15 protein-coding genes and 2 tRNA genes are annotated in these 13,424 nt (G+C 57.0%); 7 read left to right on the top strand and 10 right to left on the bottom strand.

What is annotated here, in order from left to right; translation table 11 throughout:
- Positions 1-22 precede the first annotated feature (22 nt).
- From NG99_RS11480 to syd, 4 genes are all read right to left on the bottom strand, one after another.
- Positions 23-472 (bottom strand): flavodoxin, encoded by a 450-nt coding sequence (locus NG99_RS11480; RefSeq protein ID WP_034892853.1) that lies wholly within the window; start codon positions 470-472, stop codon positions 23-25.
- A 25-nt stretch (positions 473-497) separates the two neighbouring features.
- On the bottom strand, positions 498-1,277 hold the full coding sequence (gene truC / locus NG99_RS11475) for a tRNA pseudouridine(65) synthase TruC (RefSeq protein WP_034892488.1): 780 nt from the start codon (positions 1,275-1,277) through the stop codon (positions 498-500).
- Positions 1,277-1,603: a YqcC family protein gene (locus NG99_RS11470; protein ID WP_034892486.1), complete on the bottom strand. Its 327-nt coding sequence runs from the start codon at positions 1,601-1,603 to the stop codon at positions 1,277-1,279. The genes truC and NG99_RS11470 overlap by 1 nt, the downstream gene beginning before the upstream one ends.
- A 563-nt stretch (positions 1,604-2,166) precedes the next feature.
- Positions 2,167-2,730 (bottom strand): SecY-interacting protein, encoded by a 564-nt coding sequence (gene syd, locus NG99_RS11465; RefSeq protein ID WP_034892483.1) that lies wholly within the window; start codon positions 2,728-2,730, stop codon positions 2,167-2,169.
- A gap of 92 nt (positions 2,731-2,822) precedes the next feature.
- Here syd and queF point away from each other — a divergent pair, with 92 nt between their 5' ends.
- The 3 genes from queF (at position 2,823) to xni (ending at position 6,030) form a co-directional block, all read left to right on the top strand.
- Positions 2,823-3,668, top strand: a complete 846-nt coding sequence (gene queF, locus NG99_RS11460; RefSeq protein ID WP_034892480.1) for an NADPH-dependent 7-cyano-7-deazaguanine reductase QueF — start codon at positions 2,823-2,825, stop codon at positions 3,666-3,668.
- Positions 3,669-3,858: 190 nt separating this feature from the next.
- Positions 3,859-5,223, top strand: coding sequence for a nucleotide 5'-monophosphate nucleosidase PpnN (ppnN, locus tag NG99_RS11455; protein WP_034892477.1), 1,365 nt, complete (start codon positions 3,859-3,861; stop codon positions 5,221-5,223).
- Positions 5,224-5,271: 48 nt separating this feature from the next.
- A complete protein-coding gene (xni, locus tag NG99_RS11450) occupies positions 5,272-6,030 on the top strand; it encodes a flap endonuclease Xni (RefSeq protein WP_034892474.1) in 759 nt (252 codons plus the stop codon).
- 18 nt (positions 6,031-6,048) lie between these two features.
- Here the strand turns inward: xni and rlmM are convergent, their stop codons facing one another.
- From rlmM to NG99_RS11430, 4 genes are all read right to left on the bottom strand, one after another.
- Positions 6,049-7,149: a 23S rRNA (cytidine(2498)-2'-O)-methyltransferase RlmM gene (gene rlmM, locus NG99_RS11445; RefSeq protein ID WP_034892471.1), complete on the bottom strand. Its 1,101-nt coding sequence runs from the start codon at positions 7,147-7,149 to the stop codon at positions 6,049-6,051.
- Positions 7,142-7,537: a DUF423 domain-containing protein gene (locus tag NG99_RS11440; RefSeq protein WP_034892469.1), complete on the bottom strand. Its 396-nt coding sequence runs from the start codon at positions 7,535-7,537 to the stop codon at positions 7,142-7,144. Before NG99_RS11440 ends, rlmM begins: the two co-directional genes overlap by 8 nt.
- 58 nt (positions 7,538-7,595) lie before the next feature.
- Positions 7,596-8,513, bottom strand: a complete 918-nt coding sequence (locus NG99_RS11435) for a transcriptional regulator GcvA (protein ID WP_034892466.1) — start codon at positions 8,511-8,513, stop codon at positions 7,596-7,598.
- Between the two features lie 345 nt (positions 8,514-8,858).
- Positions 8,859-9,083 (bottom strand): YgdI/YgdR family lipoprotein, encoded by a 225-nt coding sequence (locus tag NG99_RS11430; protein ID WP_034892464.1) that lies wholly within the window; start codon positions 9,081-9,083, stop codon positions 8,859-8,861.
- 225 nt (positions 9,084-9,308) lie between these two features.
- Here NG99_RS11430 and csdA point away from each other — a divergent pair, with 225 nt between their 5' ends.
- Positions 9,309-10,514 (top strand): cysteine desulfurase CsdA, encoded by a 1,206-nt coding sequence (gene csdA, locus NG99_RS11425; RefSeq protein WP_034892460.1) that lies wholly within the window; start codon positions 9,309-9,311, stop codon positions 10,512-10,514.
- On the top strand, positions 10,514-10,966 hold the full coding sequence (gene csdE / locus NG99_RS11420) for a cysteine desulfurase sulfur acceptor subunit CsdE (protein WP_034892457.1): 453 nt from the start codon (positions 10,514-10,516) through the stop codon (positions 10,964-10,966). The genes csdA and csdE overlap by 1 nt, the downstream gene beginning before the upstream one ends.
- Before the next feature lie 37 nt (positions 10,967-11,003).
- Here the strand turns inward: csdE and tcdA are convergent, their stop codons facing one another.
- Positions 11,004-11,804 carry a tRNA cyclic N6-threonylcarbamoyladenosine(37) synthase TcdA gene (tcdA, locus tag NG99_RS11415; protein ID WP_034892454.1) on the bottom strand — a complete coding sequence of 267 codons (801 nt, stop codon included), beginning with the start codon at positions 11,802-11,804 and terminating at the stop codon, positions 11,004-11,006.
- A gap of 49 nt (positions 11,805-11,853) precedes the next feature.
- A complete protein-coding gene (gene mltA, locus NG99_RS11410; RefSeq protein ID WP_034892451.1) occupies positions 11,854-12,999 on the bottom strand; it encodes a murein transglycosylase A in 1,146 nt (381 codons plus the stop codon).
- Positions 13,000-13,204: 205 nt separating this feature from the next.
- On the opposite strand from mltA, the gene NG99_RS11405 reads away from it, so the two are divergent.
- Positions 13,205-13,281: transfer RNA gene (locus NG99_RS11405), tRNA-Met, on the top strand.
- A gap of 66 nt (positions 13,282-13,347) precedes the next feature.
- A tRNA-Met gene (locus tag NG99_RS11400) sits at positions 13,348-13,424 on the top strand.

Here is a 13,424-nt window from a genome sequence, read left to right as displayed (position 1 = left end):
GAAGTCAGGCGCTACCGCTGGCTCAGCTAATCTGCTTTGCCCACGCATCAACCCACGGCGAAGTGATTTCTTCCGGCTCCGGGTTCTCTGTCGCATCCACCAGCAGGACTTCGCCGACGCGCTTAGCGCCGTGCTCCTGGAGCAGGTCGTCAAACTTTTTGCCGCCGCCGCAGAAATCATCATAGCTGCTGTCGCCCAGCACGATCACGCCGTATTGCAACGTTGGCTGATGGCCCAGCCGATCTTTGATGGCGTGGAACAGCGGCGCAATGCTGTCGGGCAAATCGCCCTGGCCAGTGGTCGAGGTGACGATCAGGGCGACGTGGTCCGCATAGCGCTGCCAGTCATCCAGCGTCGGATCTTCGAAAATCTTCACCTGATGCCCTGCGTCTGCCAGCAGGGGTTCGGCCTCTTCCGCCACCAATAGTGCGTTACCGTAAACGGTGCCAACAAAAATACCTACCTGAGCCATGCTTTTCTCCATTCATTGCCGGGGCTTAATCGGATGCCCTATCCTGAGGGTTAGCCGCGACAAACTCAACCCTTTGCACCTCAGGGAGGAAGGCTTCCCAGCCAAAGGCCGTCATACAGCCCTGCCAGACCGCGTCCAGCCCGGCTCGCAGCCGCAGCGGCTCGCCGGTGACCGGGTGCGTCAGGCTCAGTTCGCTGGCGTGCAGCATCAGGCGTTTCATGCCGAAATGCTGCGCGGCGCTGCGATTTTGCTTGAGATCGCCGTGAGCGCTGTCACCAATAATGGGATGACGAAGATGGCGTAAATGGCGGCGCAGCTGGTGTTTGCGCCCGGTATCAGGCTTTAGCTCCACCAGGCTGAAGCGCGAGCCTGGATAACGGCTTACCGCAACCGGCAGCTCGGCTGTAGCCAGCGCCTTCCAGTGAGTGACCGCAGGCTGCGGGGCTTTGTCAGGGTTGCTGAACCGATCGGCGATTTTATCCAGCTCTTCGGTCAGCGCATAGTCGAGCGTCTCCTCGCCTTCCATCCAGCCCCTGACCACCGCGTGGTAGGTTTTTTGCAGCGAATGCTGCTCAAACTGTTGTGAAAGCAGGCGGGCAACCTCACTCGAGAGCGCCAGCAATAAAACGCCGGAAGTGGGGCGATCGAGGCGATGCACGGTAAAGACATGCTGACCAATTTGATCGCGCAGCGTCTGCATCACGAAGACGGTTTCATGGCGATCCAGCCAGCTCCGGTGCACCAGCCAGCCGGAGGGCTTGTTCACGGCGATCAGCCAGCGATCCTGATAGATAATTTCCAGCATCAGGTATCGTGCTCGAACAGCTGGTCAAACAGGCTCAACGTTCGCAGCAGTTCTGTCCGCTCGGGCATATCCTCAGGCAGCGCAACTTCGTAGTAAGGCGCGATAGCCAGCTTTACCGGCAGCGCGCTGCCAGCATCAAGCAACGCGTGCATTCGGGGCAGGAAGATCCACTGCAACCACTGCAACGGCGCCATCGTATCCACGCAGAATGGCTCCTGGCTGTTAAAGGCCTCGCTGGGCGGGGCGCTGGACTGCCATAGCCCGGCGTCATGAAGTAGTTGTTCAATCGCCTGAAGGCGGTACAGAACCTGGTTTTCGCGGCTCATCGGCAGATCCTCTTATCCCGTTTGCGAAAGTCCGCAAGCATACCACCCGCACGCGGAGCTGGGAAAAGTATGGACAAAAAAAAGGAGCACTGTGTTAACAGTGCTCCCGGTTCGTTTGCAGCTATCCCGCCACGCTTATGCTCCCTGCTCGTCCGTGATAACTTTGTCCTGAGTGTTCCCTACAACTCACCTTTCTGGTGAAAATCCCTTGCATCCCTGACACGCTGTCTTCACTGACCGCTCACTTCTCCATCCTGGAGGTGTCCCTGCTCTCATCCTGAGACGTCCTTTCTTCATCCTGAAGACTTTCCCTGCACCCTCTTCCTGAGGTGTCCTGACTCATCCAATGAGCCACAGCTTCCTTTCTGTTGCCGCCATTCTGCCTTAATGTCATAAGCAAACAATATGGCTGACAGGAAAATGTGAGCGGCGGGGAGAGAAAAATGTGAGAAAAATAAAATAACTCATTGATTTGTATTTAATTACACCATCAGCATGACGTTATCTCTCTCGATTTACTAGCGATATCTCACAGCCAATGTGAGAGATCGCTTACAGGGAAATCAGCGCTTCAGCCCCACCGGCAAAGCGACCTGTAGCGCCTCAATAAATTGTTGCAGGTCAGGTGCTAACACGCTGCGTTTTTGAGTGCCGAGCTGCTCCAGAATCACTTCGCCACTCAGATTGCAGACGGAAATCACCTCCAGCTCCGACTCGGTGGTCGCGATAAACAGGGTTGGCGACTGTTTCAGGCGGCGCTTCATCACCAGGTGACCAATCAGATTTTCCTGCACGCGGAGGAAATCTTCCTCGCTCCAGGTTTGCAGCAGCGTACAGGCCGTGTTGCCAAAAGTCGCCGTCATATCTCCGGCAAACTGCGAACTATACCAGGCCGTTACCGAAGGCTGGAGGCGCAGTTCGATAGCGCGCTCAACGGCCTCCAGATTCTGTGCGAGGGTGAAAGGCTGCGGCAGCCAGTACACCTGATCCGCTGTCGTTTGCTGAATGCAGGGCGAAGGCACGCCCAGCAGTTCGCTGCTGGCCGGTGAGTGCCCGCATTCGCGGCTCCAGCTGTCGCAATATTTACGGGTAAACTCGGTTAAAGCACGGGTGGTTTCTTCAATCATTCTTTTTTCACTCTCTGTAGCCTGAGTTACACTAAGGCTATCTCTGCACCATGCACTACAGCCCGCAAACCGCAGGCCATAAGGTAATTACGATGTCTTCAAAGGATCCGCATCAGGCGTTAAGCAACCTGACACTGGGGAAACCAACAGAGTACCACGATAAGTATCAACCCTCTTTACTGCAAGCCGTTCCGCGCAGCATGAACCGCGAACCGCTGGGCCTTTATCCGCACAGCCTGCCCTTTCACGGTGCGGATATCTGGACGCTTTACGAGCTTTCCTGGCTGAATCAAAAAGGGCTGCCGCAGGTGGCCCTGGGTGAGGTCATCCTCAATGCGGACAGCGTTAATCTGATTGAGTCTAAGAGCTTTAAGCTCTATCTCAACAGCTTCAACCAGACCAAATTTGCCGACTGGGGCGAGGTGCGCGCCGTGCTTGAACGCGATCTTAGCGCCTGCGCGCAGGGTGAGGTCAGCGTCGCGCTGTTCCGGCTTCAGGAAGTGGAAGGCCAGCCGATTGGGCATTTTGCTGGATACTGCATCGATGAACAGGATATCGACATCGACAACTACCGGTTCACTACCGACTATCTTGAGCAGGCGACGCAGCCCGACATCGTGGAGGAACAGTTGGTCAGCCATCTGCTGAAATCCAACTGCCTGATTACTCATCAGCCGGACTGGGGATCGGTGCAGATTAGCTATCGCGGACCGCGCATTCAGCGCGAAGCGCTGCTACGCTATCTGGTCTCTTTCCGCCATCATAACGAATTTCACGAGCAGTGCGTCGAGCGCATTTTCAACGATATTCTGCGTTTCTGTCGGCCGGAGCAGCTAAGCGTTTACGCCCGCTATACTCGCCGCGGCGGGCTGGATATTAATCCGTGGCGCAGCAATGGGCAATTCAGGCCGGGGCATTCGCGCCTGGTTCGCCAGTAATCCGGCCTGTTTTGCGCGGCACGCCGCAAAGCCGACTCGATCCCTTGTTAAACCCCTGCGGACAAGGCTACTCTGGTGTGGGCGCAGGTCATCGCCTGGCCCAGGGAATTTACTCTCCCCGCAGACCTGCCGTAAGCCGGTGGGCCAATTGGGGAGTGACGACCACCCAAATGGGTGAAAAGGAGTTAATTTGATTACACATGTCAGCCCTTTGGGCTCAATGGATCTGCTGTCTCAGCTGGAAGTCGATATGCTGAAGCAGACGGCCAGCAGCGACCTTTACCAGCTGTTTCGCAACTGTTCTCTTGCCGTTCTTAACTCGGGCAGCCAGACCGATAGCAGCCATGAGCTGCTCTCTCGCTTTGAAAATTTTGATATCAACGTGCTGCGCCGCGAACGCGGCGTAAAGCTGGAATTGATTAACCCGCCGGAAGAAGCCTTCGTCGACGGCCGCCTCATCCGCTCGCTACAGGCGAACCTGTTTGCCGTCCTGCGCGATATTCTTTTTGTCAACGGCCAGATTGACAGCGCCGAGCGCTTCCGCGATCCGGACGGTGACAACTCGGTACACATCACCAACATGGTGTTCTCTATTCTGCGCAACGCCCGCGCGCTACACGTCGGGGAAGAGCCGAATACCGTGGTGTGCTGGGGAGGCCACTCCATCAACGCCGTGGAGTATCAGTACTGCCGCAGCGTTGGCTCACAGCTGGGCCTGCGCGAGCTGAACATCTGCACCGGCTGCGGGCCGGGCGTGATGGAAGCGCCGATGAAAGGGGCTGCGGTGGGCCATGCGCAGCAGCGCTATAAAGAAGGCCGGTTTATTGGCCTGACCGAGCCCTCAATTATTGCCGCCGAGCCGCCGAATCCGCTGGTGAACGAGCTGATTATCATGCCGGACATTGAGAAGCGCCTCGAAGCGTTTGTGCGTATCGCCCATGGCATCGTTATCTTCCCCGGCGGCGTGGGAACGGCCGAAGAGCTGCTCTATTTGCTGGGCATTCTGATGAACCCGCACAACCACGATCAGGTGCTGCCGCTGATCCTGACCGGACCGAAAGAGAGCGCCGACTACTTCAAAGTGCTGGATGAATTTATTGTCAGCACCCTGGGTGATGCCGCTCGCCAGCACTACAGCATCATCATTGACGATGCGGCAGAAGTGGCGCGCCTGATGAAAAAAGCGATGCCGAAGGTGAAAGAGAACCGCCGTGAAACCGGCGATGCTTACAGCTTCAACTGGTCGATCCGCATCGCGCCGGATTTGCAGGTGCCGTTCATGCCGACGCATGAAAATATGGCTAACCTCAATCTGCACCCTGACCAGCCAGCCGAACAGCTGGCGGCCGCGCTGCGCCGTGCCTTTTCGGGCATTGTGGCGGGCAATGTGAAGGATGTCGGGATTCGGGCGATCGAGGAAAAAGGCCCGTATAAGCTGCACGGCGATCCGGAAATGATGCGCCGCATGGACGATTTGTTACAGGGATTTGTGGCCCAGCACCGCATGAAGCTGCCGGGTACGGCCTACATTCCCTGCTACGAAATCATTAAATAATGCTCCCTGCCGGAGCGGCTCTCGCGCCGTTCCGGCCTGGCGGTAACTATGACTATTCATTTGCTGATTGTTGATGCCCTGAACCTGATCCGCCGTATTCATGCGGTGCAGGGTTCCCCCTGTCAGGAGACCTGCCTCAGCGCGCTGCACCAGCTGATACGGCACAGCGATCCGACTCATGCGGTGGCGGTGTTTGATGATGACGATCGCCATGAGGGCTGGCGTCACCAGCTGCTGCCCGGCTACAAGGCGGGCCGTTCGCCGATGCCGGAAAATTTGCAGCAGGAGATGCCGCAGCTGCGCGCTGCGTTTGAAACCGCAGGGGTTGCCTGCTGGCAGGCTTCAGGAGAGGAGGCCGACGATCTTGCCGCCACGCTGGCCGCCAAAGTGGCGACGGGCGGCCATCGGGCAACCATCGTTTCTACCGATAAAGGCTACTGTCAGCTGCTGGCTCCCTCAATCCAGATCCGCGACTACTTCCAGAAGCGCTGGCTGGACGTGCCGTTTATCGATGCGGAGTTTGGCGTCTCTCCGGCGCAGCTGACCGATTACTGGGGACTGGCGGGGATTAGCAGCAGTAAAATTCCCGGCGTGGCCGGTATCGGCGCGAAAAGCGCGGCGGAACTGCTGAAGGAATTTGGATCGCTGGATGAAATTTATCAGCGGCTCAGCTCAGTGCCCGCGAAATGGCAGAAAAAGCTTCAGGCGCATCGGGAGATGGCACAGATTTGCAGACAGGTCGCCACGCTGAAAACCGACCTGCTGCTGGCGGGGAACCTGAAGGACCTGCGGCTCCCCGCGCGCTGAAAAACGGATGCTGGGGTTTTATCGCTCGTCGCGACGCCCCGGCGAGGCACTCCAGATGCGACGGATATGCACCGTCACCTCTTCGCGATCGTGATAGAGCTGACGGGCCTGAAGCTGGGCGTTAATCCCGTTGGCCCGTAGCTTTTCATCAATCATCGCCAGGTTCTGCGACACCTCCTCATAGCGCTTCTTCATCGGCAGCTTGAGGTTAAAAATTGCTTCCCGGCACCAGCCGTTCACCAGCCAGTCCGCCATCAGGTTGGCTACCCGAACCGGTTTTTCCACCATATCGCAGACCACCCAGTAAATATTGCTGCGCGTTGGGCGATATTTAAAGCCATCTTCCTTGTGATGGAAAACCTGGCCGGTATCCATCAGGCTCGGCGCCATCGGACCATTATCAACCGCATGTACCATCATACTGCGCTGCACCAGTTGATAGGTCCAGCCACCGGGGCAGGCGCCTAAATCAACCGCATACATCCCGCTGGCCAGACGCTCATCCCACTCGTCGGCAGGAATGAACACATGAAACGCCTCCTCCAGCTTCAGCGTTGAGCGGCTTGGCGCATCGGAAGGGAATTTCAGACGCGGGATGCCCATAAAGAACGGTGAGTTATTCTGCGGCAGGGAGTAACCAACGTAGCAGTGTCCCGGCGCGATAAAGAAGACGTGAACCACCGGGCGGCTGGCGCTTTCATACTTCAGCAGGATACCCGCCGCCCGCAGGCTGCTGCGCAGCGGCACGGTAAATTTGCGGCAAAACTTCAGCAGCTCTTTGCTCTCGTTGGTGTCCGGGACCTCAACGCGCAGCTCGCCGCCCTTCTCGACAAAACCGGTCAACATGCCGGTCACCGGCGTTACCCGGTCTTCCTGCGGCAGATCGCGCAGCAGCTCGCCCACGACGATCATCTGCCGGGAGAAAATCAGCTGGCTAAAAGGCAGCGCGGCGATCAGTTTTTCGGCCTCTTCCGGCTGGTAGCACTCAAACAGCACGTAGCCAGAATCTTCTTTAACCCGCGCGAAGCCGAACACTTCACGCTCTGCGGCCTTTGCCGTTATCTCTGCCGCACACTCTTTCTCAAAGCCCTGACGACAGTAGAGCAATATTTTATTCATGGCGTTCTGCCCTTTTTTTCAGACGCAGTGCGCCAACCAACATCAAAACCCAGCCAATCAGGAAGCAGGTGCCGCCGATCGGCGTAATAAACACCCATAGCTTCAGGTGTGAGAGCGCCAGGCAATACAGGCTACCGCTGAACAGCACCGTCCCCAGCGCCAGCAGCGCGCTGCTCCAGTAAAACCAGATATTCGCCCGGCGTAACATTGCCGCCGCCAGGCCAAGAATCGCCAGCGTATGGAAAGCCTGATAGTCCAGGCCGGTTTTTATCCAGGCAAGTTCTGCTGACCCCAGCGACTTGCTCAGCACATGAGCGCCAAAGGCGCCGAGCATCACATAGACAAACCCGCTTATTGCTGAAAAAATCAGCATCGCACGACTCGACATGTCCTTTATCCTCAGAGGTTGCGCGCGCCGCTTGATAGCCACGCGTTGAAATCAGATCTCAGCTTTCGTAGCGAAAGCGGAATTTTTCTTGTTCACTGGCCGCTTTTGCCAGTATCCACTGGCGAAAGGCGGCTATTTTACCCAGTTCTGCCTGGCTGTCATGACAAACCAGATAAAAAGCATTTTTACTGACTAATACGTCGTTGAACGGGCAAACCAACCGCCCCGCCTCAATCTCCGTCTGGGCCATCACGTTGTTCGCCAACGCTACGCCCTGCCCGTGGATTGCCGCCTGGAGCACCATCGCGCTGTGGCTGAAAATCGGTCCCTGCTGCACGTTGATATGTCCAACCCCCAGCTGTCGCGTATAAGACTGCCAGTCGCGCCGGGAGGCGTCGTGCAGCAGCGTCTGGCGGGAAAGATCTTCCGGCGTCTTTAGCGGCTTGTCGCCGGTCAGCAGCAGCGGCGAACAGACCGGCAGCAAATACTCAGCGTAGAGTTTTTCCACTCTCAGCCCCGGCCAGTTGCCTCGCCCGTAGAAAATCGCCACGTCGACATCGTCAGCCAGCTTCTCCTCATCCCGGTCCACCGCGGAGATGCGCACGTCAATACCCGGATAAGCTGAATTAAAGCTGGTCAGCCTCGGCACCAGCCACTGAATGGCAAAGCTCGGCAGCAGACTAACCGTCAATGCCCCTTTAGCGCTACGCGCCTGAAGCTTGCGCGTGGCGTCATTCAGCGCGGTGAAAATCTCTTTGATATCGAGGTAATAGCTTTGCCCCTCCTCGGTCAGCAGCAGGGAGCGGTTGCGCCGCCGGAACAGCTTAAGGCCCAGAAAATCCTCCAGCGACTTAATCTGATGGCTCACGGCGGCCTGGGTAACGAACAGCTCTTCTGCGGCTTTAGTAAAGCTGAGGTGGCGCGCTGCGGCGTCAAAAACCCGCAGGGCGTTCAGGGGGGGAAGACGTTTTGACATGGTTACCGGATACGTTATGACATCATCGAAAGAAACGCTCCTGTCGGAGCTATATGTATTAGTTTATTTTATCCGAGACATTATAATTTGTCCGTTGAGGATGTACCAGCAAATACCTATAGTTGCCGCACTTCCTGAGCCGGAACGAAAAGCAGTTTGAAATTTGAGCGGAAACGCAGAGTTTTAAAAGGCTTTTGGCTTGTGGTCGTGATGTTGTGTTTGCGATTGATCTGACGATTTTCAGATCCGATAGCCTGGCTATCATTTATTCCTGTAGATTTACCCTGTCTGTCCATAGTGATTTAGTAGCACCGCAAATTGCGGTGCTTTTTTTTTGCCTGAAGCTTACTGACCCATTTCAACCATTTCTTTCACATCAGAACGGTTGATCTGCTGTTTGTTGCCATTGGCATCCTGATAGCTGATCATACCGGTATCTTCATCTACCGCTGGTTTGCCGTCGGCGACAATGGTACGGCCATCGTTAGTGTGCATAACATAATTGCTGGAACATGCGGCCAGCGTAAAGGTCATGGCACAGGCGGCCAGTATTGCAGCAAATTTTTTCATCTTTTATCTCCTTGCAGACTGTAATGCGATAAACCACCTGCAGTGCATGACCTGATGGCAAAATGCGGGTAAATTGCCTGCCAGAGGGATGCTTTTCTGCGGGTAATAGTTTAAACCTTGCATAAATCAGCATAACGCGCTTTTGTCACTTTGCCAGAAAAAGGCCGGTAATTCAGACTGGTCCTGAAAGTAACCGCACCAATCCATCATTTGTCTGAGGAAGGTATGACCGCATTTAATCCCGCAGATTTTCGCCGCCATTTTCCAGCGCTGGCCGATGCCGGCGTGTATCTGGACAGTGCGGCCACGACGCTAAAACCGACGGCGGTGATTGAGGCAACCCAACAATTTTACAGCCATGGCGCTGGCACCGTACACCGCAGCCAGTTTGCTGCCGCGAGGGCGCTGACGGACAAATACGAGCAGGCTCGCGAGCGGGTCGCCCGCCTGCTGAATGCCCCGCTGGCCCATAATATCGTCTGGACCAGGGGCACCACTGAGGCGATTAACCTGGTCGCCCAGGGCTATTTTCGTCCCCGTTTGCAGCCGGGGGATGAAATTCTGGTCAGCGAAGCCGAGCACCATGCCAACCTCGTGCCGTGGCTGATGGTTGCCGCTCAGACTGGGGCGAAGGTGGTGAAATGGCCATTGGGTAAAGATTTACTGCCCGAAAACGCCGCGCTGCCTTCCCTGCTCTCCTCGCGTACAAAAGTGCTGGCGCTGGGGCAGATGTCCAACGTCACCGGCGGCTGTCCCGACATTGCCCACGCCATCGCCCTTGCCCACCGGGCGGGCGCTAAGGTGATGATTGATGGCGCCCAGGGCGTGGTTCATGAGCCTGCGGATGTACAACAGCTGGATATCGATTTCTATGCCTTTTCCGCCCATAAGCTGTATGGCCCAATGGGCATTGGCGCGCTTTACGGTAAAACCAGCCTGCTTGCAGAGATGCAGCCCTGGCAGGGCGGCGGAAAAATGCTGACCAGCGTCAGTTTTGACGGCTTCAGCCCGCAGCCGGTGCCCTGGCGCTTTGAGGCGGGCACGCCAAACGTCGCGGGCGTGATTGGCCTTAGCGCCGCGCTTGGCTGGCTTGACGACGTTGATTTGCCGGCGGCGGAAAGCTGGAGCCGGGGCCTGGCGGACTTAGCCGAAGAGCGTCTGTCCCTGCTGCCCGGGTTCCGCAGCTATCGGGCCAGCCGTTCCAGCCTGCTCTCCTTTGACATTGCGGGAGCTCACCATAGCGACGTGGTGACGCTGCTGGCGGAGAGCGGCATTGCGCTGAGGGCCGGTCAGCACTGCGCGCAGCCGTTAATTCAGGCTTTAGGCGTCAGCGGCACGTTGCGCGCCTCGTTTGCCCCCTATAATACGCTCAACGATGTTGAAGCGCTGGTCAAAGGGATGACCACCGCACTGGAACTATTAGGCGATTAATAATGACTTCTTTACTGGCTCCCCATCCGTTTGGCGACAGCATCACGCCGGAACAATTAGCGCAAAAATTCTCAGCGTACAGGCAGTGGGAGGATCGTTATCGTCAGCTGATCCTGATGGGAAAACAGCTGCCCGCCTTGCCAGACGAGCTGAAAACGCCAGAGATTGAGCTGAGCGGCTGTGAGAATCGCGTCTGGCTCGGGCATCAAGTTCGCCCGGACGGCAGCCTGCATTTTTATGGCGATAGCGAAGGAAGAATCGTGCGTGGTCTGCTGGCGGTGCTGCTTACCGCCGTGGAGGGACAGCAGCCCAGCGCGCTGCTGGCGGGCGATCCGCTGGCGCTGTTCGATCGCCTGGGATTACGGGATCAATTGAGTTCTTCACGTAGCGCCGGACTTGCCGCACTGGCAGAGGCCGTGCTCAGGGCCGCCAGGGAAGCGCGTCACGTTTAAAACTGGCCAGAAGCGAACTCGCTCCCGGCTTCAACCTTCAGGCTCGCGCGGCTTTCGCCATCATCTTTTTCAGTACGTGAGAGACGGCAACAAATCCAAAGCTTGCGGTGACCATGGTTGCCGCGCCGAATCCTGAAGCGCAATCCATCTTTTTCGGCCCTTCCGCCGTATTGCGCGAGGCGCACACCGAGCCGTCCGGCTGCGGATACATCAGCGCCTCGGTTGAAAATACGCAGTCGATCCCCAGCTTGCCCTTGCTGTTTTTCACGATATTAAAATCACTTTTCAGGCGTTCCCGCAGCTTCGCCGCCAGCGGGTCCTGAATGGTTTTAGCCAGATCGGCCACCTGGATCTGCGTAGGATCGATCTGACCGCCCGCGCCGCCGGTGGTCACCAGCGGAATTTTATTCCGTCGGCAGAAGGCCAGCAGCGCGGCTTTAGGCCGGACGCTGTCGATAGCGTCAATCACGTAGGTAAAGCCCGCGCTCATCAGCCTGGCGGTGTTTTCGGCGGTGATAAAATCGTCCACGCAGGTGACTTTACACTCCGGGTTAATTGCCCGGATACGCTGCGCCATCACTTCCGTTTTCGCCTGGCCGACCGTTTCTTTCAGCGCATGGATCTGGCGGTTGGTGTTGGTGACGCAGACATCATCCATATCAATCAGGGTGATCGCGCCAATTCCGGTACGCGCCAGCGCCTCAGCGGCCCAGCAGCCCACGCCGCCAATGCCCACTACGCAGATATGCGCGTCGGCAAACAGCTGGAGCGCAGGCTGCCCATACAAACGCGCGGTGCCGCCAAAGCGTTGCAGCCAGGCAGCGGAAAGAGAAGTCATGCTTTACCTCAATGAGTGACGGGCTGGCGAACCAGCCCGCTGGCGGCGGCTACTGAAAGATCGGCGCCGAGCCGCCAGTGCTATTTTGTGCAGAAGAGAACAGCGGCGCACCGGCGCCAGGGGCTGATTTCAATACCCAGACGCGGCCATAATGGTTGAACCAGCCCGCCATATGGCCAGCCTGCTCGCCAATTCCCTGATAGATATCAAAGTGCTGGCCTTTAATGGCGCCGCCGACGTCCAGCGAAACCATCATGCGCATCTCATATTTTCCCGTAAACTTACCGTTGTTGTCCAGTAATGGCACCTCCGCCAGCAGCGCGGTTCCCGGTGGGATCAGCGAACGGTCGGAGGCGACGGAAGCTTTCGCCACCAGCGGAACGGCGCTGGCACCGCGCACTGGCGCAAAGTTCTCGGGCTTGAAGAATACAAAGGAAGGGTTCTGCTCCAGCAGCTCACGCACCTCTTGCGGGCTGTGTTCTTCGCCCCATTTGCGGATCGCCTGCATCGACATATCTTCACGCTTCACTTCGCCCCGATCGATCAGCACCTTGCCGATGCTGCGATAAGCGTGGCCGTTCTTGCCACCGTAGCCAAAGAACATCAGCGGACGGCCGTCGCCGTAATCCACGTAGCCGCTCCCCTGAACATCCATAATAAAGTTATCCATCAGCGAGTTGCTGTAGCCGACGACATAACTTTCGCTCAGCGCGCCACTGTAAATTTCCGCACGGCTGGGCAGGCGGCCCCCTCTGGAGCGTGGCGGCATACGGTATAAGGGATACTGGAACTCGCCCTGACGGGTATATCGCGCGTGGATCACCGGCGTGTAATAACCGGTAAACTGCACGTTGCCGTAGTTGTCGGTGCCTTCCATCTGGTAGGCATCCAGACCGAACTGGCGCAGCTGGCGGGTATCGCCCCCGGCCATCAGCCAGGCTTTGATTGAGCTGTAGGTACTGGTTTGACGGGAATACATACCGGGCGAAGCGTACTGAATTTCAATCAGCTGATCGCCAAAGTCTTTACCGTTAACCGGTCGACCTTTCGCGTTGGGCTGATTGACCAGCCCCAGCGGCTGTTCCAGCTTACCATCTTTATACTGCTGACCCCGATCGGTCGGTTTTGAGGAGCATCCCGCCAGCAGAGCAAGCAGCACGCCCGTTATTGCAAACTTCGCCCAACTTCCTTTCATTATGTTACTGCCCTCTCTGCGGAATTCCTCGCCGAAGATAGCAAAGCCACCAGCAGAATTAAACGCCCCAACGGTAAAGTTCGCCTGCTGGTATAGAAGAATACGCCAAATGGGGAAGAAGTGAGCAGCAAGCGCTATTTTTATGACTTTCTTGCAGAAAGAGGTTGCAACCAGACTCACTCAGAGTATAGTGCGCTTCCACAGACGCGGGATGGAGCAGCCTGGTAGCTCGTCGGGCTCATAACCCGAAGGTCGTCGGTTCGAATCCGGCTCCCGCAACCAATTCTCTTCAGAGAACGCGGTAAATTAAAGAAATATCTGTTGTGATGGAAGCAACAGTATTTCGGACGCGGGATGGAGCAGCCTGGTAGCTCGTCGGGCTCATAACCCGAAGGTCGTCGGTTCGAATCCGGCTCCCGCAACCA

The sequence above is a fragment of the Erwinia typographi genome (assembly GCF_000773975.1).
GTDB lineage: Bacteria > Pseudomonadota > Gammaproteobacteria > Enterobacterales > Enterobacteriaceae > Erwinia > Erwinia typographi.
Note: the sequence above shows the minus strand (reverse complement) of the source record. Positions and strands in the feature narration are given on the sequence as shown.